The organism is Leisingera sp. CC-HEC096, from assembly GCF_059429235.1.
On sequence record NZ_JCAIJS010000001.1, the window covers coordinates 2,477,501 to 2,498,313 of the forward strand.

Genomic DNA, 20,813 nt, shown 5'->3' on the forward strand with positions numbered 1-20,813 from the left:
CTCAGAAAAATGACAGTCGCAACAAAATCAAGGACTTACGATAAAACAAAGTCAGCACCTCTGACCTGTCTCACCCCTCCTCCCCGCACCGCAAACCGCCCGAAACACCGCAAATCCGCGCCCCAGGCAGCTTACCCCCAGACTCACCGGCCTTATCCACAGACTCAACCGCCCGGAATCGCAAACCACCCCCCTTCCTCCTGCCCGAAATATCCCAGGGGAATCTGGCCAAAGGCCAAAGGCGGCAAAGCCACAAACAAATAGGACGGCCAAACGGCCGCCTGATCGCGTTACCGGCTGCCGCACTCAAGCATGTCCAAACCCGCAACGAGATCCCGCCCAATACCGGCGTCTTCCATATGGAGGCGCAGACGCTGGTTGTAGCCGCCGGGCGTATTCAAGGCTTCAATCAATTCTGCACAGCCAGACTTCTGCAGACTGCTGGTGATCAGCATGCGCAGAAAAGCTTCCCCTTGCTGCCGGTCCTCGGCCCGGCCGCCCAGCCATTCGGCGGCGTCGTTCACCATGCGCGCAACCGGCGACAGTACTGCCTGGGCACACAGGTATGCATCAAGCTCTGCCTGGTCCTTCAGGGCAAATACAGTGTTCTCAGGACCGAATATCTGCGAGACCAGGCCAGTGTCTCCCAGAGCTATGATAGGAGAGCCGCCCTGCGCAATCCCTGGAAAGGGCATCATCACAGCCGCCGCGCGCGCCGGGGCGGCCAATTTTGCGACCCTAGCCAAACCGGCACCGGCCATGAAAGAGATCACCTGCTGATCTTCGCGAAACTCCAGCCCGGACAGGATGTCATCAGCCGCCTCTGCCATAAGACCCAGAAAAACAACTTCGCTGGCATCTGCCACCGCCTGGTTGGCAGCAGCAGTGACGTCGCCGAATTCCGCCGCCAATGCTGCCGATTGGGACCGGCTGCGCTCTGACACCGTAATCCGGTGCCCCTTTCCAGCGAGTCCCCGCACCACTGCAGAGGCAATGGTGCCGCATCCGAGAAAACCAAGGCGCATGTCAGATGTCCTTCATAAGCCGCAGCGCGTCATAGATCGCCGCATGTGTGTTGCGCGCGGAAACCGCATCACCGATCCGGAACAGCCGGAACCGGCCCGCCGGGTTGGACATGGCGTCCTGCGGACGGCCTGCAATCAGTGCATCATAGACCACTTCGCCGCGGTTGGCTGACTGCTCCTTCAGCGCGAAGTACAGGTCGTCCAGCGGAAGCGTGCCATAATTGACCACCACCTGATCATACTCTTCGCTATAGGTGTGACCGCTATAGTTGGTGCCGATGGCGGCAGTCAGCCTGTTGCCGCTGCGGCTGATGCCCAGCAGGCGGCGGGCGACAGTGAACCTTACGTCCTTGTCCTGCAGGGACCGCATATAGGGCACAAGGTTCATGCCCATAATGTCAGGCGCAAACGTCCGGTCGGGTGTCATCACCTCTACCCGGGCTCCAGCACCAGCCGCGGTTTCTGCCGCCATCAACCCCGGATGATCGCCGCTTTCGTCATAGATCAGGACATGCCCTGCGGGTTTAACATCGCCAGAAATGATGTCCCAGCTGGACACAGCATGCGGCACGTCTTCCCGGGCTTCATGCAGCGCCATATTCGGTATCCCGCCGGTCGCCACGATCACCACATCCGGATCCATGGCCATCACATCCTCCGCCTCAGCCCAAGTATTGAAGCGGAACGCAACATTCCGGGCCGCGCATTGCGCCATGCGCCAGTCGATGATGCCGATCATCTCAGCCCGGCGCGGGTTTTGCGCCGTCAGCCGCACCTGGCCACCCGGCTCAGCAGCCGCTTCGAAGACAGTCACATCATGGCTTCGCTCTGCGGCCACCCGCGCTGCCTCCAATCCGCCGGGACCGGCGCCGACGATCACCACTTTCTTGCGCGTCTCTGCCGCTGGGATTTCGTGGGGCATCGTGAGTTCGCGCCCGGTGGCGGCGTTGTGGATGCAAAGGGCCTCCCCCGCCTGGTAAATCCGGTCGAGACAGTACGTAGCGCCGACGCAGGGGCGGATGTCATCTTCGCGCCCCTCGATGATCTTCCGCACCACATGCGGATCCGCCATATGGGCGCGGGTCATGCCAACCATGTCCAGCAGGCCGCTGGCAACCGCATGGCGGGCAGTGGCCACATCGGGAATGCGGGCGGCGTGAAATGTTGGCATGCCGGTGGCCCTCTTCACTTCCCCGGCGAAATCCAGATGCGGCGCCGACTTCATGCCCTGCACCGGGATCACGTCGGTCATCGCAGGATCGGTGTGGATACGTCCTCGGATCACGTTTAGGAAATCCACCATCCCGCTGTCCGCCAGACGCTTGGAGATTTCGATCCCTTCTTCAGGGCTGATCCCGCCTTTCTGCGCCTCATCCGCGGTGTACCGCAGGCCGACGATGAAATCCTCCCCGACGCGGTCCCGGGCTGCGCGCAGGACATCGAGCGGCATGCGCATCCGGCTGTCCAGCGATTGACCGCCGTAAGGCCCGTCCAGATCATTGGTCAGCGGGGACCAGAACTGATCCAGCAAGTGGCCATAGACCTGCAGCTCGATCCCGTCCATGCCGCCCTCTTTCATCCGCTCTGCTGCATCAGCGAAATCGGAAATAATGCGGGCGATGTCCCAATCCTCTGCCAGTTTGGGAAAGGACCGGTGCGCAGGTTCGCGGTGCCGTGAAGAGCTGACGGACGGCAGCCAGTCCCCCTTATTCCAGCCGGTGCGGCGGCCCAGGTGGGTGAGCTGGATCATCACCGCTGCGCCGTGCTCATGCACCTGATCCGTCAGGTTGCGGATCCAAGGCACAACTTCGTCCTTGTAGGCCAGGATATTGTTGAACACCGGCGGGCTGTCGCGGCTGACCGCGGCCGAGCCGGCGGTCATAGTCAGCGCCACGCCCGCCTTGGCACGCTCCGCGTGATAGGCGGCATAGCGTTCCTTGGGCATGCCGTCTTCCGGATAGGCCGGTTCATGGCTGGTGGTCATGATCCGGTTGCGAAGCGTCAGATGCTTCAGCTGATAGGGCTGCAGCAGCGGATCCTTGGACATGGCTGAATCTCCTGGAACGATGTCTGGGCTAGCCATGATACGACACCATCATGACACATGTGTCAATTTAACGATCACACCTGTCCGGAAAAGTTGCTCCCGCGCCGGGCTCTTGCTAATGCTTACGCATGACCACACAGGACATCTCCCGAGCGCGGCTGAGTGAAGAAGACTGGCTTGCCACGGCATACGACGTGCTGACCGAAAGCGGCGTGGAAGCCGTCAAGGTTATGCCGCTGGCCAAACGGCTTGCTGTGTCGCGCACCAGTTTCTATTGGCATTTCAAGGACCGCGAAGCACTGCTGGACGCGATGATCCGCCGCTGGGAGGAAAAGAACACCGGCAATCTCGTGGCCCGGACCGAAGCCTATGCCGAAACCATTGCAGAAGCGCTGTTCAACCTCTTCGACTGCTGGATTGACCCGGAGCTGTTTGATGCCCGGCTGGATCTCGCGATCCGCAACTGGGCGCGCAATGACGCCGGGCTGCAGGCGCGGCTGGACAAGGCCGATGCACGTCGCGAGCAGGCAGTAAAACAGATGTTCCTGCGCTTCGGGTACAATGCGCAGGACGCGCTGATCCGCGCCCGGGCCATGATCTATACCCAGATCGGCTATATCTCGATGCAGGTTCGGGAAAGCACCGAGTACCGGATCTCGCTGATGCCAGGCTATATCGAGGTTTTCTCAGGCCAGTCGCCTGCCCAGCATGACTTGGACCGGTTTCTGGCCCGCCACAGCTGATCACTTGATACTGCTTCAGTGCCCGCCTCTTGCCATATGGGTGTACTCCCGCCTGCCGCCCGGGCATCCAAGATGCCTGCCGGACAAGTTGGGCTAAGCGCCACGCCCAAGGTGCGCAGCGCAGGTCGCTTCTGCTGAAAACTAACGAACGTTTTTTGCCACTGCCGCGCCGCGCGTCAGCGCGGCGCCACCAAAAGCACGGGCGCGGAACCAAAGGTTCCGCGCCCGCCCTGTTCAGCCTTACCTGACCGCCTTATTCCGCGGCGATCTGGCCTTCAATCTTTTCGACCTTCACCGCCGAGAACTTGAACTCGGGGATCTTGCCGTAAGGGTCCAGCGCCGGGTTGGTCAGGATGTTGGCGGCGGCCTCCACATAGGCAAAAGGCACAAACACCATATCCTCGGCAATCGCCCGGTCGGCGCGCGCCATGATCTCGATCGAGCCGCGGCGGGTCGACAGTCGGATCATCTCGCCAGGCTCGATGCCCATCAGCTTGAGCGTCCGCGGGTTGAGCGAGCAGTTCGCCTCCGGCTCCACCGCGTCCAGAACCTTGGACCGGCGGGTCATCGACCCGGTGTGCCAATGCTCCAGCTGGCGGCCGGTGGTCATGATCATCGGATAGTCCGCATCCGGTGCCTCATCCGGGGGAATGACCGATGCCGGGGTGAAGCGGGCGCGGCCCTCGGGGCGCGGGAAACCATCGCCGAACACGATCGCCTGACCCGGGTCGGTCTCATGCAGCGACGGGTAGGTGATGGTCTCGGTTTCCAGACGCTCCCAGGTGATGTTGTTCAGCGACTTCATGTTCAGCTTCATCTCGGCAAAGACTTCGCTGACATCCTTGTAATCCCACGGCAGGCCGATGCGCTGCGCCAGCTCGACAGTGACCTGCCAGTCCTCGCGCGCCTCGCCCGGAGGCGGAACGGCCGGACGCACACGCTGCACCTGGCGGTTGGTGTTCGACACGGTGCCGTTCTTTTCATACAGCGCCGAGGCCGGCAGGATAATGTCCGCATAGTTTGCCGTCTCGGTCAGGAAGATGTCCTGAACGATCATCAGTTCCAGCTTGGCAAAGGCATCGCGTGCGTGGTCAGCATCAGGGTCGGACATCGCCGGGTTTTCACCCTGGATGTACATGCCCTTGATGTTGCCGGCATAGGCCTCGTCCACGATCTCGGTCACGGTCAGGCCCTTCTCGTTCGAGAAGTCGCCGCCGCCCCAGACATCGGTAAAGCTCTTGCGGACATCATCCGAGGTCACGGTCTGATAATCCGGCAGGAACATCGGGATCAGGCCCGCGTCGGACGCGCCCTGCACGTTGTTCTGGCCGCGCAGCGGGTGCAGGCCTGCACCCGGCTTGCCCACGTTGCCGGTCATCAGCGCCAGCGAGATCAGGCAGCGCGAGTTATCGGTGCCGTGAATGTGCTGGGACACGCCCATGCCCCAGAAGATCAGGCCCGCCTTGCCGCCCGCAAAGATGCGCGCAACACTGCGCAGCTGCTCAGGGGACACACCGCAAATCTCCGACATCTTTTCAGGCGTGAACTGCGCCAGATGCTGTTTTTCCGCCTCCCAGTTCTCGGTGTATTTGTCGATGTATTCCTGGTCGTACAGGCCTTCCTCGACAATCACGCTCATGATCGCGTTGAGCATCGACACATCCGCGCCGGGACGGAACTGCACCATTTCGGTGGCGAACCGGCGCAGGCCGACGCCGCGGGGGTCCATCACGATCAGCTTGCCGCCGCGCTTGGTGAACTGCTTGAAGTAGGTCGCAGCCACCGGGTGGTTCTCGATCGGGTTGGAGCCGATCACAATGGCCACATCCGCGTTTTCGATCTCGTTGAAGGTCGCGGTCACAGCGCCGGAGCCGACGTTTTCGATCAGTGCCGCAACCGAGGAGGCGTGGCACAGACGGGTGCAGTGGTCGACGTTGTTGTGCTTGAAGCCCTGGCGGATGAACTTCTGGAAGAGATAGGCCTCTTCGTTGGTGCATTTCGCCGAGCCAAAGCCCGCAACCGATTTCGGGTTCTCATCCCGCAGCTTCATCAGGCCCTTGGCGGCCAGATCCATCGCCTCTTCCCAGGTTGCTTCGCGGAAATGGGTCGCCAGGTTGCCCGGATCGACGTTCAGCCCTTTTGCAGGCGCGTCGTCGCGGCGGATCAGCGGCTTGGTCAGGCGGTGCGGGTGGTGGATGTAGTCAAAGCCAAAGCGGCCCTTGACGCACAGGCGGCCTTCGTTTGCCGGGCCGTTGATGCCCTCGACATGCTTGACTTTGCCGTCCTTGACCTTGAGCGAGACCTTGCAGCCGACACCGCAGAACGGGCAGACGCTTTCGGTTTCAGAATCATAGTCCTTGCTGTCGCCGACCTGGTTTTCGTCCAGCACGGTGGCAGGCATCAGTGCACCGGTCGGGCAGGCCTGCACGCACTCACCGCATGCGACGCAGGTGGACTGGCCCATCGGGTCGGCGATATCAAAGGTCGGGAAGGCGTTATGGCCGCGGCCAGCCATGCCGATCACGTCGTTCACCTGCACTTCGCGGCAGGCACGCACGCACAGGCCGCAGGAGATACAGGCGTCCAGGTTCACCTTCATGGCAACGTGGGAATCGTCCAGCAGCGGGATGCGCCCCTCTTCCAGCTTCGGGAAGCGGCTCTCGGTGACGCCGTTCAGCTCTGCCATGTCCCACATGTGGGAGGATTTGTCGTGTGCCTCTTCCCGCTTGGGTTGGTCGGCCACCAGCAGTTCCATCACCATCTTGCGGGCATTTTCGGCGCGCGCGTTGTTGGTGGTGACAACCATGCCCTCGGAGGGTTCGCGGATACAGGAGGCCGCCAGCGTGCGCTCGCCTTCAATCTCCACCATGCAGGCGCGGCAGTTGCCGTCAGGGCGGTAGCCCGGCTGCGGCTTGTGGCACAGGTGCGGGATCTTCAGCCCGCGGCCGTTGGCGACTTCCCAGATGGTCAGGCCCTTGTCCGCCGTGACCTGTTCGCCATCGAGTGTGAATGTGACTTTATCGCTCATGGCTCAGACCTCATCCGGAAAATGTTTCATGGTCAGGCGGATCGGGTTCGGCGCGGCCTGGCCCAGCCCGCAGATCGAGGCGTCCACCATTGCGGTGCTCAGCTCTTCCAGCAGACCCTGATCCCACTTCTTCTCGCTCATCAGCTTGACGGCTTTTTCACAGCCCACGCGGCAGGGGGTGCACTGGCCGCAGCTTTCATCCTCGAAGAAGCGCAGCATGTTCAGCGCTGCGTCGCGGGCGGAGTCCTGGTCGGACAGCACCACAACAGCAGCGGATCCGATGAAAGTGCCATGCGGCTGCAGCGTGTCGAAGTCGAGCGGAATGTCATTCATCGACGCAGGCAGCAGGCCGGAGGACGGGCCGCCCGGCTGATACGCTTTGAACGCGTGACCATCCAGCATACCGCCGCAGGCTTCGATGATGTCGGTGATGGTGGAACCGGCGGGCAGCAGATGCACGCCCGGGTTCTTCACGCGGCCCGACACCGAGTAGCTGCGCAGGCCCTTGCGGCCGTTCTTCTCAACCGAGTTCAGGCATTCCGGGCCTTCACGGCAGATCTTGGCGACCCAGTACAGGGTCTCGACATTATGGACCAAAGTCGGACGACCGAAGACACCCACCTGCGCCACAAACGGCGGCCGGTGGCGCGGCTCGCCGCGCTTGCCCTCGATCGACTCGATCATCGCGCTTTCTTCACCGCAGATATAGGCGCCAGCCCCGCGGCGCAGGTCGATGTAGCCTTCCTCGACGATGCCGGCGACTTCCAGCGCCTTGATCTCGCGGCGGAGGATCTCAAGCACTGCCGGGTATTCATCGCGCATGTAGATAAAGGCTTTCTCGGCCTCGACCGCCCAAGCGGCGATCAGCATGCCTTCGAGGAAGACGTGCGGGGTTCGCTCCAGATAGTAGCGGTCTTTGAAGGTGCCGGGCTCGCCTTCGTCACCGTTGACGGCGAGGTAGCGCGGGCCTTCGTTGGCGCGCACAAAGCCCCATTTGGTGCCGGAGGGAAAACCAGCGCCGCCGAGGCCGCGCAGGCCTGCTTCTTTGACTTTTGCCTGAACCGCTTCCCAATCGCCCCCCCCACGCAGGTCTTTCAGCGAGGCATAGCCGCCTTCTGCTTCATATGAGGCGAAGGTCTCATACTCGGGGATATGGGCGTGGGTATCATCTGCCGCAATCGCTGCTTCCACCTTCTCGACAGTCGCATGGTCGATGTGATTGTGGCCGATTTCCAGCACTGGTGCAGTGTCGCAGCGGCCCATGCACGGCGCGCGCAAAACGCGAACCTGGGAGGCATCCAAACCGTCTTCCAGCGCCTTCTGCAGCTGCTGGGCGCCTGCCAATTCGCAGGACAGCGAGTCGCAGACGCGGATGGTCAGGGCCGGCGGCGGGGTCTCGCCTTCTTTCACCACATCGAAATGGGCATAGAAGGTGGCCACCTCATAGATCTCTGCCTGACCGGTCCGCATCTCCTCGGCCAGCGCCCGGATATGCGCGGCGCTGAGGCAGCCGTATTTGTCCTGAATCACGTGCAGGAACTCAATCAAGAGGTCGCGGTTGCGCGGGCGATCCCCCAGCAATTCCTGAACCTCGCTCAGCGCGATGTCGTCGACCTGGCGGCCTTTGGGCGTCTTGCGGCCCTTGCCTTTGCCGGACTTCCATACGCCCTTGCTATCATCCAATGGTGCCATGGGGTCCTCCAGTCAGCACGTAATTCACTCCGAAATGCCATCAAGAATGAATATCGTCAAATCTGGAAATTGGATTGCACGATAAGCAACGCTTATCACGCCATTTGCGGCATCCCATCGTCCACAAACGTCGCAATTACCTCTTTCAAGGCCTGAACCGTGGTCAATTCCGGTGTCCGATCCAGAGTCGCAATGCAAATCGGCCGAGATTGCTCCGGCTCGATCAGCGAGAGAACCCGGGTTCCCCCCAGCTCTCCCAAGGCCTGCATCAACGCCCGCGGCAGAATCGTCGCCGCGGAGCCTTCGCGCGCCAGAACCATCGACGCCATAAAGCCATTGGACTCGGACACGATATCCGGCCTCAGTTCCAGGTCGGCAAATATCCGGTCCAGAATACGGCGGTTCTGCATCTGCTGGTCCAGCAGGCTCAGCGGCAATTCAGCGGCCTCGGCCCAGCTGATCGTCCCGCCACGGTCCGCCACCATCTCTTCGGGCGCCAGCAGCACATAGCTCTCTTCATACAGCGGCTGCACTGACACCAGATCCCGCCCCATGCTCTCGGCGTAGGTAATACCGGCATCAATTGTACCATCATAGAGGCGCTGCTGGATAGCCAGCGATGTCGTCACCTCGACCTGGGCCAAAATCCGCGGATAAGCCTGGTGCACCTGATCCACCAACTGCGCGGCCCAAGCGGTGGCGGTCGGCACCACCCCCAACACCAGCGTGCCGGTCACCTCGCCGCGCGATGCTGCGATCTCTTGTTCTAGGGCCTTGGCATCATCCAGGATAGAACGCGCCCGGCGCACGATCATCATGCCTTCTTCGGTCAGCCCCTGAAACCGGTTCGCTCGGCGCACAATAGACAGGCCCAGCCGTTCCTCCAGATTGCGGATCCGCATGGAAAACGCCGGTTGCGACATACCGCAATCAGCCGCTGCCTTGGCAAAATGCTGGTGGCGGGCCAAAGCGGTCAGCAACTGAAGATCCTTGAGCTCGATCATGCCAGCACCTTACGCCGCGGCCGCCGGCCCCTGCAATGGGCCCCGCTGAAATGTCAGCCCTTGCCGGACGTTTCAGCCTGCTGTGCGGCTTCTCCGTAGAGTTCCACCAGCTCTTCCAGCACTTCGGCCGCTCCTTGCAACCGCCCTGCCAGCTCAGTGCGCCCTTCGAGCGCCTGCATCAGCATGCGGTCTCGCAGTGAATTGAGCTCCTCCACCAGCACACGGCCCTCGTCAGTCAGGTCATAAGTAACACCCGAACGGCCAGCTCCCTGTTTGCGGGTCAGCCCCGCCGCCGCCAGCTTGCGCAGGGAATACTGAATGTTGGGTATATCGACACGGTTTGTCGAACGGGCCAGCTCCTTTATTGATTTGGACCGCCGGCCGCCGCCAATCAGACGCAACAAGGTGATCTCAGCTCCGGCCAGAGACACGTTTCCGGCCAGTTCCATACACCCGGCCTGCCACCGGATCAGGCCCTCACCGGCTCGCTGCACAGCGATTTCCAGCCGGTGGAGCCGGTCAGCAGCCGTTTCTTCAGTCAGGTATGAAAACGAGGATGAGTCCAATCTGTTATCCAAGAAACAGCTCCGATAAAAAGTTTTGGCGGCCCCCAAGGGCACAGAAAACAGCAGATCAAAATTCAGGAGTTTCCAATACACCCCCGCCCAGCACCAGAAAGCGCACGGTACAAGGAGGCGCAGGCTCCTTCTTGAAAATCCATCTCAAATTACCCTCAACTTATCCTGCCAATTCCTCCGGACTTCAATACCCGGAAACTCAATATGTTAACCAAACGGAAACCGTGCAACCGTCCGCCTGCTGCTCACCCGCTGCTCTGCAAGCCACTGAGTGGAAAGACGCGGTTCAGGATCGCTGCGCGGAAGCCGCAGCAAGAACTGCCTGCGCCCACCTGTCAGAAATGCTGCCGAAACAATCATGAATCGAGTCAGTGGCAATTGCGCTGCCCAGTGCCAGCCTGCCTGTCAGCGCGAGCCCTGCAACCGGTTCGCCGTCAGCTCCGGCCAGCGCTGCGTCCGGTGCACAGTTTGCACCCAAACCGCTGCCAAGGGGGTTCAATGCCAAGTCTTGCCGCAGCCTTGCCACAAGCGGCTCCGTCACAGATTCCACCGCGGGCTGAGGCAGAACGGCGTCAATCATGACATCGGCGGTCACCGCGTGACCGCCGGATTGCAGCCGCCAGCCCTGCGGCGTGAGCGTGATATCAGGATCATCTGCCGCACGTGGATCTACCAGCCCGATCTCAATGAGGATCTGCAGCTGACGGGCGGTTTCTACTGGCGCCCCGTAGGAATAACGCTTGAGACCGTCATCAAACTCAACAAAGTCCCGCGCAGTGCCGGCAGACACCGGGGAACTGTCAAAGACGCGGCGCAGCAACGGCTGCCACTTTCGCCAAAGCTGGCCGACCGTGTAGCCGATGGCGGGCGGCGCTTCCCCCTCGGCCTGGGCGATGCCTGCGCGCAGAGCGTCCAGCGTCCCCCGCTGTTCCTGGCTTCCCGGATGGCCCCGTTCCAGCTTCAGCCATTCCCGGACCTCGGCGGGCTGCGCTGCCCCTCCACCGGCGCGGATTATGCGCAGCGCTGCGGCCTCAAGAACGCGGCAAATCGGTTTCAGACCGGTATCAGGCTGTTCAAACAGCCCGGCACGCATGGCTTTTTCAAATGCCGCGGTCTCTTCGTCCACCGGATCAAAGCGCGCGTCCAGCTTTGCATTCAAAGGTTTCGGGGCAGGCGCCTGACCATCCAGCGAAAAAGGCACGATCCGGGCCGGTTCCCGCCCGGACGCGATATAGCGGTCACCTTCGAACCGTCCGCCAAGACCCAATGTCAGCATCCGGACAACATCAAGCGCCGAAAGCGCCATGCCGCGAATACCAACAATCCGGCCCGCCCAGCCGCGGGCCGCACTTATCAAGTCTGTCCCAGGGTAGGCCGGCATTAGGGGCAATGAATTTCGGTCCGCATGATCTTGCCAGCGCGACAGCTGCTCATCGCTCGCTGTTTCAGGCTGCCCTAGGGACAGCAGCACGTTATCGTAGGGGCCGCGGGTCAAACCCTGCGCACGCAGTTGCCAGCCCGCCTTACCGCGCTCCGCCCTGGTGACCCGCGCCGCGCAATGTCGCACGGCAATCGAGTCTGGCAGATCAGCGAGCAGTGCATTGAACCGGGCGTTCAGGTAAGCACCGAGTTTGGCCCGCGGCAGAAACGCCTCTCCATCCCCGGCGGCCTGGCCCATCCATTCGGCGAAACTGCTTTCTGCCCCGCGCGCCAGCGGCGGCGGCGGCAGGTCGATGCTGCGCAACGGCAGGTTCAGCAGGCAGGTTTCACTTTCACTTGGGTCGAAACTTGGGCCCGCCGCTGGATAGCTGGAGGGGTCGAAAACATCCACCTCCAGTGCCCTGCCTTCTTCAGAGGCACGGCGCACCAGCGCCTCCAGCGCACCAAGGCCGCGCGGCCCGAACCCAACAATGGCAACCCGGCGCAAGTCTCGCCCCATTTATGCGCTCCCTTACCCAGCACAGCCCTGCCACCTTGGGCCGCTAGCGTCCCGCGGCGCAAGCCATTTCCGTGAAATACCGCTGAGCCGGGTGCCCCACTGTAAGTTTACTTCTTTTTGCCCCTGCGCGGACTCTATCGCGTGCCACCTGCAGAGGTACGGATTTTGTTACCGTGCCGGTTTCCAAGCGAAAATTGCGGTTGGCCTTACCGATGGCATACCGGCAGGAGATACTCAGGACATGTGGTTCACCGTTAGAACACCCGTGCCGGATTTCACCTATCCGGATTGCTCCTCGCGGCTCACACGTTTCAAAAACCGCTTGAGCCGGTCATCCCGTGGCGCATCGAAAATCTGCCGCGGCGGGCCGGATTCGACGATCTTGCCGCCATCCATGAACACGATCCGGTCCGCGATTTCACGTGCGAACTGCATCTCGTGGGTGACGATAATCATGGTCTGGCTTTTCTCGGCAACCCGCCGCATCAGGTCCAGCACCTCGCCCACCCACTCCGGGTCCAGCGCCGACGTCGGCTCGTCGAACAGCAAGACGTCTGCACCAAGCGCCATTGCACGGCCGATACCCACGCGCTGCTGCTGCCCCCCGGACAAGGCCGCCGGGTAGCTGTCCGCCTTCTCGGCCAGCCCGGTTTCCCGCAAAACCGACAGGGCGCGTTCCTCGGCCTCGGCGCGGGGCCGCTTCTGCACGGTGACAAGTGCTTCCATGATGTTCTCTTTCGCCGTCTTGTTGGCAAAGAGCGCATAATTCTGAAATACAAATCCCGTGCGGCGGCGCAGAGCCAGGATTTCGGATTTCGACGCCCGCGCGGCATCAATGGTCAGATCGCCAACCGTGATTTGCCCCGCATCGGGCACATCAAGGAAGTTGAGGCTCCGCAAGAGAGTCGATTTCCCTGTGCCGGACGGGCCGATCACAACGACCTTTTCGCCGTCTTCGATGTCAAGGTCGATCTCGCGCAGCACCGGTGCGCCGCGGAACGACTTGGTAAGTCCCCGGATAGAAATCATCGCGCAAAAGCCTTGTTCAAACGGGTTTCCAGCCGGCCCTGGACCTGGCTCAGCGCCTCGACCATCACCCAGTAGATGACCGCGACAACCAGAAACGCTTCGAAATAGAGGAAGCTGCCAGCCGCCTCCTTCTGCGCTGCGCCCATCATTTCAGTGACCCCAAGCGTAAAGGCCAGCGACGTGCCTTTAATCATATCGATGAAGTAATTCACCAGCGTCGGCGCCGCGATCCGCGTCGCTTGCGGGAGTATGATGCGGCGCATCATCTGGACCTGCGTCATACCGATGGACTGCGCCGCCTCCCATTGGCTGCGGTCGACCCCGGCGATTGCGGCGCGGATGCTCTCAGCCATGTAAGCGGCGAAATGAAGCGTAAGCCCCATGATCGCGGCGGTCACGCCGTTGATATTGGCAAGCGCGGGCAGCAGCTGCGGCAGGCCGAAATAGAATAGAAACAGCTGTACCAGCAGAGGCGTGCCGCGAAAGAAGCTGATGAAAAGGACAACCAGATTGTCCAGCACCGGCACCTTGATGACCCGTTCCACAGCAAGGAAGGAAGCCAGGATCAGCGCCAGCACCATGGACGCCACGGCCATGGCCAGGGTAATCGGAACGTAGGACAGGATGACGGGCACCAGCCCGAGCATGTAATCGAAGTCAAGCGCCCGCATCGTCAATCCTATTGCGCAACAGTGATGTCAGAACCGAACCACTTCGTGGAGATTTCGGTCAAAGTACCATCAGCCCGCAGCGTGTCCAGTGCCGCATCGATACGGTCGCGCAGCTCGCGCCCTTCCTCGGTATCAGCAAAAGGCAGAGCATTGCGGATCTCAGAAAACGGTGCTCCTGCCAGCTGCAGCGGCAGCGGGCTTTCTTTGATGAGCTGGACCGAAGACACGCGGTCCATCACGAATGCATCGACGCGGCCAAGCGCAGTGTCCTGGGCGATATTGCTCTCGTAGGTGCGGATGTCGATCTCTGAGGCGTATGGCAGCTCGTGCAGCAACTGCTCGAAATTCGACCCGAGGTTGACCGCGACCGACCGGCCGCGCAGATCTTCGACCGATCCAACCTCTTCGTTGCCCTTGCGCACAACAACCTGCGCTCCGTCGATCACATACGGCTGGCTGAAAGCGAACTTTTCCTCGCGCTCAGGCGTGATCGTGATCTGGTTTGCAATAGTGTCGATCCTTCCGGATTCCAGCGCCCCGACCAGCCCGGAAAAAGTCATGGTCTCATAAGTGATGTCCAGACCGGCCACGTCTCCGACCGCGTCCATCACATCGACTTCGAACCCTTGCAGCTGGTCCTGCTTCACAAAGGTGAAGGGGAAATAGCCTCCTGACATGCCAACCCGCAGCTCTTCTGTCTCGGCAAAGGCGGCGGTACCCAGCACGGCGGCGGCAAACGCGCCAAGAGTAAGGGATTTTAGCATTAGTCTGCTCCTGTCTGATTGGTCCGCCCTAAAGTGAGGGTCCTAAAGGATGTTTCAACCGTTTGGTCAAATGAAAAACAGTTCTTGGACGCGGGGAGCAAACGGGAAACCAGCATTCCAAGGCAAGCCGAGAGCCGCAACGACTTTTTGGGCAGTATGCGCTTCAAGGAACATCCTCCTCCCAATGCAGCCGTTCTTCAGGGCCAGGTGCAGGAATCTGCAATGGCGTCACCACCCCGCCATGGTGACAGAGCCGGCAAGACTCCGCTTCAGGCGATCCCTAGCCGGTTAGCTGCGTGTGACCCGGGCCTCGGGCAGTTTTCCAATCCCGCGGCAGTGGTTCGGCCTTTCTATTTTTCGCGACTCAAGTGCCTGTGCTAAAGTGACGTATGGTAAAGGTAGAGTACTTTGCGGGAGGAAAACTGCGCGCAGGGAAACGTCTGAGAACAGCCATGGTTGTCCCCGTCGATCCCGAACGCGGCGCGGTGTCGCTGCCAGGGTGGCGCAATGTGCCGCTGGGCAGCAACCGGTTCCAATTGGTCGTCAACGGTGAACTTATCGATGAACGTGCCACAGAGCTGCGGCGGATCGAGGACCTGATCCCCGCCCTGCGCGAGGCCGAGGCTATACTCGGAGCAGAGGACGAAAACCGTGCAGAGCGCTCGCTTCGTGCCGCGTTTGGCAAGCGTGCCTTCCCGGCCGTGCTGGACGAGTCAGGAGCGCTTTTGCTGCCTACGGGTGAGGTCGCGGTAGGGTTTGAAACGGACATCTCCGAAGACACCGCCCTGGCCGTTCTGGCTGGCTATAGCGCCAAGATACTGCGCCGGCTGCCGCTTTCGGCACCAAGCTGGCTCATCACAGTACCTGAAGAGGACGGCATTGCGCTTGCTTTGAGGCTGGCCGACGAGCCCGGTGTGCGCTTTGCGTCACCCAATTTCATCGAAGAGGTTCCCGAACGCCGTGCCGAAGCACCACCCAACGCCCTCTTCACCGAACAATGGCACCTTGAAAACACTGGCCAAGGTGGCGGTCTGCCTGGCGCCGACATAAATGCACGTGCCGCTTGGTGTATCACTCGCGGCTCGCCGGAAATCATCGTTTGCATAATCGACAGCGGTGTCGAGCTTGCTCATCCGTCGTTTTCGGCTCCGGGAAAAATCGTGGCGCCCTTTGACGCTGCCGATGGCGACGATGTTCCAGCGCCCACGGTATCCTCCCACGGCACCTCCTGCGCGGGCGTGGCGGTGGCCGGATGGGGCACAGGCGACGTCGTCGGTGTCGCACCCAATTGCCGGCTGATGCCCATACGCCGGGCGGATATCAGCGAACACGTCAGGATGGCCGAGGCCTTTTCCTGGGCCTGGCAGCAGGGCGCAGATGTGATTTCTTGCAGTTTTGGCTACGATGGGCGGCCCTGGATCCTGCCCGACGTGGTCCGCGCGGCAATGGAAGAAGCCATTACACTCGGCCGGCAAGGGCGTGGCGCAGTGATCGTCTGGGCAGCGGGCAATGGCAATGAGGCCGTTTCGGACGATGAATGGGCGAGCCACCCCGAGACGCTTGCCGTTGCCGCCTCTACCGATAGCGACAGGCGCGCCGGCTACAGCGATTTCGGCCCCGAGATCGACGTCTGCGCCCCCAGCAGCGGAGGCTTCCGGTCGATCACCACCTCGTCCAATGGCGGCTACACCAGCTTCTTTGGCGGAACCTCGTCGGCTGCGCCGCTGGTGGCGGGTGTCGCTGCGCTTATGCTGTCCGTCTGTCCGTCGCTGACCGGAGCCGAGGTGCGCGCCATCCTGAGGTCAACCGCCCTCCAGATCGATTTTGAAGAAGGAGAATACGACAATACCGGTCATAGCCGGTTCTACGGGTACGGACGGGTCGACGCGGCCCGGGCGCTTGAGGGTATTTCGCCTCTTATCGAAGCGCTGCGCGACAGCCCTGCCCTGGCCGACATCGAACAGATCGACGCCTTTACCGCCGCCTATCTTGCGACCAGTTCCGCGGGTCAGGCCATCATCTCATTTCTCAGCACACGGCGTTTCATAATCCTGGCGCTGCTAAAAAGCGATATCGCGTTCCGGCAAAGAGCGCAGACCGTCCTCGAAACCATCATTCAATTCATGAAAGGAGGAGAACATCCTGGCGACATCACCGACGCCGCAGTGCTTGCTCTGACAGGTGCAGCGCAAGACCTCATCGATGCGTCCATATCTAGTTGAAGTTTTAAGTTCCTTAAAAAAGGAGGTCTATTCATGTCCCGCACATATTCTGACCCGCGCGGTAAGCGCAGTTCGAAAACCAAGACATCCTCAGGCGAAAGATCGCAATCGGGCGAACGCTCGGTCGAGGACGTTTTGTCAGAATTGGTCGCCATGCTGGAAAACTCCGGTGCTACTTCGGGCTCAGGCACAGGCAGCAACAGCGCGCCAGCTACGCCGGGAACCGGAAATGGCACGCCCTCGTCCGCGACTGCATCAGCAAACCGTTCCAGCCGGTCGCTGGGCGATACAAAGGCGCCGCCGCTTGATGCGTTCTCCATGATTGATCTCGACCGCGGGTGCATTCTTCTGCCCGATTGGCTGAAGAACCTTAAGAAGATGCCTTATGCACAAGGGCAGATCGACAAGGCCATCGCAGGTGCCGGCGAGCCCGGTAGCTCCACCAACGACGATGAGCGCGCGGTCTGGTTTCTGGCCCCCTGGGTGGTTGCCGGCGGTGTTTGGCTGGCCGGAGAGCTGATCGAAGACGACGAGGACGACGATCGCGCCATCCTTCCGCCATTACCCATTATCCTGCCGATCATCATCCAGAATGCAATCATCGAAAAGCTGATCGACAAATTCTCTTCCGACGACGGCGAACGCTTCGTCCCTGCGTTCATCGCCGTCACCGGCCTTTTTGCGGCGGGCCTCGCCACGGGAAGCACCGGCAAGAAGCTGTGGAAAAAATACGTCGACTAATTCATTCCGATCCGGAGAAAAGCAATGTCTGCGAAACTCGATCCGACCAAGACAATCTTCTTCCCTCCTCCCACCTTTCCACCCGTTCCCGGCCCGTTCGATCCCTGGCCCGGCGGCCCATTCGGTCCGCCGCCGATCACGACCTCGCCGCGCACGACCCACGGCCCCGGCGAACGCGCCGCCGGCGATCCTGCCGCACTCGACGCGCTGTTAGCCCGGCTCGTCGAACTGCTGTCCGATGCGCTTGAGCGGCAAGATTACGATGCCGTCATCAAGGCCTATGGCCCGGTAATTCAGAAGCAGCTCGAGAGCGACCCTGACGCCATGGCGGCTTTTCGCGCTCTGTTCGAACGCTACGGGATCGACCTCGATCAATTCAACCTGCCCGCCACTGATGAGCGCGAACCCGTAACAATCGGGATTTCCGTGACTGTGGCGCTGATCGCATTTGGCAGCGGTGCAGTGATCGGCTGGTTAGCCGAAGACTGAGCACTGTCCAGATTGGGCCGCGGAACTTCCCGGCCCAATCAGCTACCGCAGAAACAACTAAGAGATAACGCAGCATGGGTTGCTGAACAGGCCGAGTGATCCGGGCTGCGGTCAGTCAGGCCGCTAGGGAAAACTCACCAGTACGCCAGGTTCCCAGCCCCCGGAAGGCTAATTGCTGCCAAGCAAGCTCACTGCCTTGCCCGGCCCGGAATGCGGCCTGGCACCCTCGTGAGTTTCCGCTCACTCAATTGATACCCTTCCGGAGCAATCCGTTCACGGAACTCAGGATCATGGCTGACCAGAAGAACCGCCTGATCCAGCCCCTCCAGGATCTCTGCCAGCCGCGTGTAATTTTCGGGGTCCAGCGCGTTGGTCGGCTCATCAAGGATGAGAACGTCCGGCTCCATCGCCAGCACCGTGGCCAGTGTCACCAGCCGCTTCTCACCACCCGAAAGCTTGTGCGTGACCCGCTCGCGCAGATGCATCAGCCCCAGACGGTTCAGCACGCTGTCGACGATGGCCAGCGCCTCCTGTTTAGTTTTTCCCAGGTTGAGCGGGCCAAAGGCCACATCCTCGGCCACAGTCGGGCAAAAAAGCTGGTCGTCAGCGTCCTGGAAGACAAAGCCGACACGGCGGCGCATCTCATGAAAGTCCGCTTCCTCAGCGCAGGTTTTGCCAAAGGCTTTGACCGTTCCACTGGCAGGGGTCAGCAGCCCCATGATAACTTTCAGGAGTGTCGACTTCCCGGCGCCGTTTGGCCCGACAATCGACAGACGTTCACCCGCGTTAAGCTGCATCGACGCGCCTTCCAGAACCGGATCAAGTCCGGGGTAGGAGAAGTGAATGTTATTCAAGTCAAGAAGCTGCATAGATGGCCTCAGCCCAAATCAAGGCGGCAAGGGCGGCGGTAACGGCCGCGGCAAAGAACAGGTCGGCCCTGCTAAAGCGGAAGTCTTCCAGCAGGATAATGCGGCCGGAGAACCCCCGGCATTTCATCGCAGCCAGAATGCGTTCCGACCGTTCGATAGCACGCACCAGCATCATGCCGACCAGATAGCCATAGCTGCGGTAGGTGTGCCAATTGGTCCCGGGACGGAATCCGCGGAGCTTCATCGAGGTGCGCAGGCGCTGGTATTCCTCGCGCAGGACGTCGATGTAGCGGATTGTGAACATCATCAGATGCACCAGCCGTTCAGGGGTTTTGAGCGCAAACAGCGCGTGTCCCATCGTCACAGGTTCCATGGACCCAACCAGCGTCATGACCGCAAGAATGACTGCATTTGCGGTGAGGGCTATTTCCACCGCACGCCACAGCCCTTCCCAGCTGGCCTCCAGCCCCCAAACCGAAAAAACCGGGGTTCCGGGGACAGTAAAGGGCAGCAGTACCAGCATGAAGACGATAAAACTGTCCATCATCGCCATCCGTTTCAGCGTTTTCCGGGGTGGCAAGCCGGAAAACGCCAGCAGCCACATGGACAGGCCAAGCGCAGCCGAAAGCACCCAAAGATTGCTGAGCGAGACAACGACGACGGCATAGACTGCGCTCATCACGATGCGCATCCGAGGATCAAGCGTGGTGACCTTGGCGCGGAAAACGCCGATGCCGCTGAGCGGTTTTTCAGCGCCGGTCAGAACATAGGTCATGAGCTGCCGCCAATCTTACGCTGCGCGGCGATGTAGAAGCCCAGCCCGAACAAGCCAAAGATATAGCCGATGCCGCCAAGGATAGACTGAAAGTCCGACTTGTTCTTGAACGCGGTCAGTTCCTGCCGGAGCGGGCGCAGTTCGTTGCGAATCATGGCAGCCAGCTCAGCGCGGGCCTCACCGGACAGGCCGGCAGCCGCGGCGGATGAGGGGGCTTCAGTTGTGCCGCCGGCCGCAGGCATTAGCCTGCGCGGGTTTTGACCCAGGATCTGCGCGACCTCTGCCGCATCCATGATCACTTCCGCAACGTGGCCAGCGCCAAGGTCGCCGCGAAACACATGCGTTACCGGCTCCGACGGTGTGAACAGGAAAAAGCCGTCGGAGTCCGTATTGGTTTCACCCAGCTTGCTCCCAGCTTCGTCAAAGACTTCGATCAGCAAGTCCGGAGCCATTGCGCCATTGGAAAAGCCAACCTCGCCCTCGATATCCGAGCCGGAGGGGAATACCGCAGAGATCACATTGTGGGCCAATGCCGGCAGCGGTGCGAGAAGAGCAAGAATCAGAACACAGGACCGGATCACGTCAGGCTGCCTTTCGTGTCAAAGAACAGCTCAGGTTTCACCCGCCGGGCCAGGAAGATTGCGGCGCCTGACAGCAGAGCTTCGATAACCATCACAGGTATATGCGAGAAGAAGACAAGCTTGGCGGCTAGAATGAACTCATCGCCGGATAGCATTAGCGAGAAGGCTACGGCCAATGTCGTTGCCGCTATCGCAGCTCCGCCTCCGATACCGCCCCAGATCGCGCCGTGCAGCGGCGAGCCGCGAGCCACCAGCGGGCGGAAAGCCAGCCCCACCAAAACAGCGGGCAAGGCGATATTCACGGCATTCACGCCCAGCACGGTCAGCCCGCCAAAGCCAAAGAACACCGCCTGCAACAACAACCCGACAAACAGTGCCGGAAACGCGGCCCATCCCAGTACCAGCCCGGCCAGCCCGTTCAGGATCAGGTGAACCGAACTGGGCCCGATCGGGACATGGATCAGTGAAGCCACAAAGAAACTGGCCGAAAGAACCCCTGCCGCCGGAATGCGCTCCAGCGGCAGGCTGCGCAGACCCATGGCGATACCGCCGGCTGCAGCAACAGCGCCGCCAATCACAACCGGGTTTGACAGAGCGCCGTCTACGATATGCATCG

Annotated in this window: 18 protein-coding genes; 4 read left to right on the forward strand and 14 right to left on the reverse strand. The window is 61.2% G+C overall.

Going from position 1 to position 20,813, the window contains the following annotated elements:
* Positions 1-290 precede the first annotated feature (290 nt).
* Entirely contained in the window at positions 291-1,025 is a 735-nt protein-coding gene (locus AC5STI_RS11970; RefSeq protein ID WP_495446805.1) for an NAD(P)-binding domain-containing protein, read from the reverse strand.
* Position 1,026: 1 nt separating this feature from the next.
* On the reverse strand, positions 1,027-3,072 hold the full coding sequence (locus tag AC5STI_RS11975; protein WP_495446806.1) for an oxidoreductase: 2,046 nt from the start codon (positions 3,070-3,072) through the stop codon (positions 1,027-1,029).
* A gap of 128 nt (positions 3,073-3,200) precedes the next feature.
* Here AC5STI_RS11975 and AC5STI_RS11980 point away from each other — a divergent pair, with 128 nt between their 5' ends.
* Positions 3,201-3,815: a TetR/AcrR family transcriptional regulator gene (locus tag AC5STI_RS11980; protein WP_495446807.1), complete on the forward strand. Its 615-nt coding sequence runs from the start codon at positions 3,201-3,203 to the stop codon at positions 3,813-3,815.
* Positions 3,816-4,068: 253 nt separating this feature from the next.
* On the opposite strand, the gene fdhF is transcribed toward AC5STI_RS11980, so the two are convergent.
* The 8 genes from fdhF to AC5STI_RS12020 form a co-directional block, all read right to left on the reverse strand.
* On the reverse strand, positions 4,069-6,843 hold the full coding sequence (fdhF, locus tag AC5STI_RS11985) for a formate dehydrogenase subunit alpha (protein ID WP_495446808.1): 2,775 nt from the start codon (positions 6,841-6,843) through the stop codon (positions 4,069-4,071).
* A 3-nt stretch (positions 6,844-6,846) separates the two neighbouring features.
* On the reverse strand, positions 6,847-8,535 hold the full coding sequence (locus AC5STI_RS11990; RefSeq protein WP_495446809.1) for an NAD(P)H-dependent oxidoreductase subunit E: 1,689 nt from the start codon (positions 8,533-8,535) through the stop codon (positions 6,847-6,849).
* Between the two features lie 95 nt (positions 8,536-8,630).
* The gene (locus AC5STI_RS11995) at positions 8,631-9,539 is read right to left on the reverse strand and encodes a LysR family transcriptional regulator (protein WP_490399969.1); all 909 of its coding nucleotides are present in this window, start codon (positions 9,537-9,539) and stop codon (positions 8,631-8,633) included.
* 53 nt (positions 9,540-9,592) lie between these two features.
* Entirely contained in the window at positions 9,593-10,198 is a 606-nt protein-coding gene (locus AC5STI_RS12000; protein ID WP_495446810.1) for a winged helix DNA-binding protein, read from the reverse strand.
* A gap of 205 nt (positions 10,199-10,403) precedes the next feature.
* Complete coding sequence (locus tag AC5STI_RS12005) at positions 10,404-12,056, reverse strand: FAD/NAD(P)-binding protein (RefSeq protein ID WP_495446811.1); 1,653 nt, start codon at positions 12,054-12,056, stop codon at positions 10,404-10,406.
* A 279-nt stretch (positions 12,057-12,335) separates the two neighbouring features.
* Positions 12,336-13,085: an amino acid ABC transporter ATP-binding protein gene (locus AC5STI_RS12010; RefSeq protein ID WP_490399967.1), complete on the reverse strand. Its 750-nt coding sequence runs from the start codon at positions 13,083-13,085 to the stop codon at positions 12,336-12,338.
* Complete coding sequence (locus tag AC5STI_RS12015; RefSeq protein ID WP_490399966.1) at positions 13,082-13,756, reverse strand: amino acid ABC transporter permease; 675 nt, start codon at positions 13,754-13,756, stop codon at positions 13,082-13,084. The genes AC5STI_RS12010 and AC5STI_RS12015 overlap by 4 nt, the downstream gene beginning before the upstream one ends.
* Positions 13,757-13,764: 8 nt before the next feature.
* The gene (locus AC5STI_RS12020; RefSeq protein WP_490399965.1) at positions 13,765-14,520 is read right to left on the reverse strand and encodes an amino acid ABC transporter substrate-binding protein; all 756 of its coding nucleotides are present in this window, start codon (positions 14,518-14,520) and stop codon (positions 13,765-13,767) included.
* Between the two features lie 389 nt (positions 14,521-14,909).
* Between AC5STI_RS12020 and AC5STI_RS12025 the strand changes: the two genes are divergently transcribed.
* The 3 genes from AC5STI_RS12025 to AC5STI_RS12035 are packed head-to-tail and all read left to right on the forward strand — an operon-like array spanning position 14,910 to position 17,972.
* Positions 14,910-16,742, forward strand: coding sequence for a S8 family peptidase (locus AC5STI_RS12025; protein WP_495446812.1), 1,833 nt, complete (start codon positions 14,910-14,912; stop codon positions 16,740-16,742).
* Positions 16,743-16,775: 33 nt separating this feature from the next.
* Complete coding sequence (locus AC5STI_RS12030) at positions 16,776-17,483, forward strand: hypothetical protein (RefSeq protein WP_475047718.1); 708 nt, start codon at positions 16,776-16,778, stop codon at positions 17,481-17,483.
* Between the two features lie 24 nt (positions 17,484-17,507).
* Positions 17,508-17,972 carry a hypothetical protein gene (locus AC5STI_RS12035; protein WP_495446813.1) on the forward strand — a complete coding sequence of 155 codons (465 nt, stop codon included), beginning with the start codon at positions 17,508-17,510 and terminating at the stop codon, positions 17,970-17,972.
* Positions 17,973-18,160: 188 nt separating this feature from the next.
* Here the strand turns inward: AC5STI_RS12035 and AC5STI_RS12040 are convergent, their stop codons facing one another.
* Genes AC5STI_RS12040 through cbiM form a run of 4 tightly spaced genes read right to left on the reverse strand, consistent with a single transcriptional unit; the run spans position 18,161 to position 20,811 of the window.
* Positions 18,161-18,841, reverse strand: coding sequence for an energy-coupling factor ABC transporter ATP-binding protein (locus AC5STI_RS12040; RefSeq protein WP_495446814.1), 681 nt, complete (start codon positions 18,839-18,841; stop codon positions 18,161-18,163).
* Positions 18,828-19,616: a cobalt ECF transporter T component CbiQ gene (gene cbiQ, locus AC5STI_RS12045; RefSeq protein WP_495446815.1), complete on the reverse strand. Its 789-nt coding sequence runs from the start codon at positions 19,614-19,616 to the stop codon at positions 18,828-18,830. Before cbiQ ends, AC5STI_RS12040 begins: the two co-directional genes overlap by 14 nt.
* Positions 19,613-20,197, reverse strand: a complete 585-nt coding sequence (locus tag AC5STI_RS12050; protein WP_490399960.1) for a NikL family nickel/cobalt ECF transporter subunit — start codon at positions 20,195-20,197, stop codon at positions 19,613-19,615. Before AC5STI_RS12050 ends, cbiQ begins: the two co-directional genes overlap by 4 nt.
* On the reverse strand, positions 20,194-20,811 hold the full coding sequence (gene cbiM / locus AC5STI_RS12055; RefSeq protein ID WP_475047730.1) for a cobalt transporter CbiM: 618 nt from the start codon (positions 20,809-20,811) through the stop codon (positions 20,194-20,196). Before cbiM ends, AC5STI_RS12050 begins: the two co-directional genes overlap by 4 nt.
* Positions 20,812-20,813 lie beyond the last annotated feature (2 nt).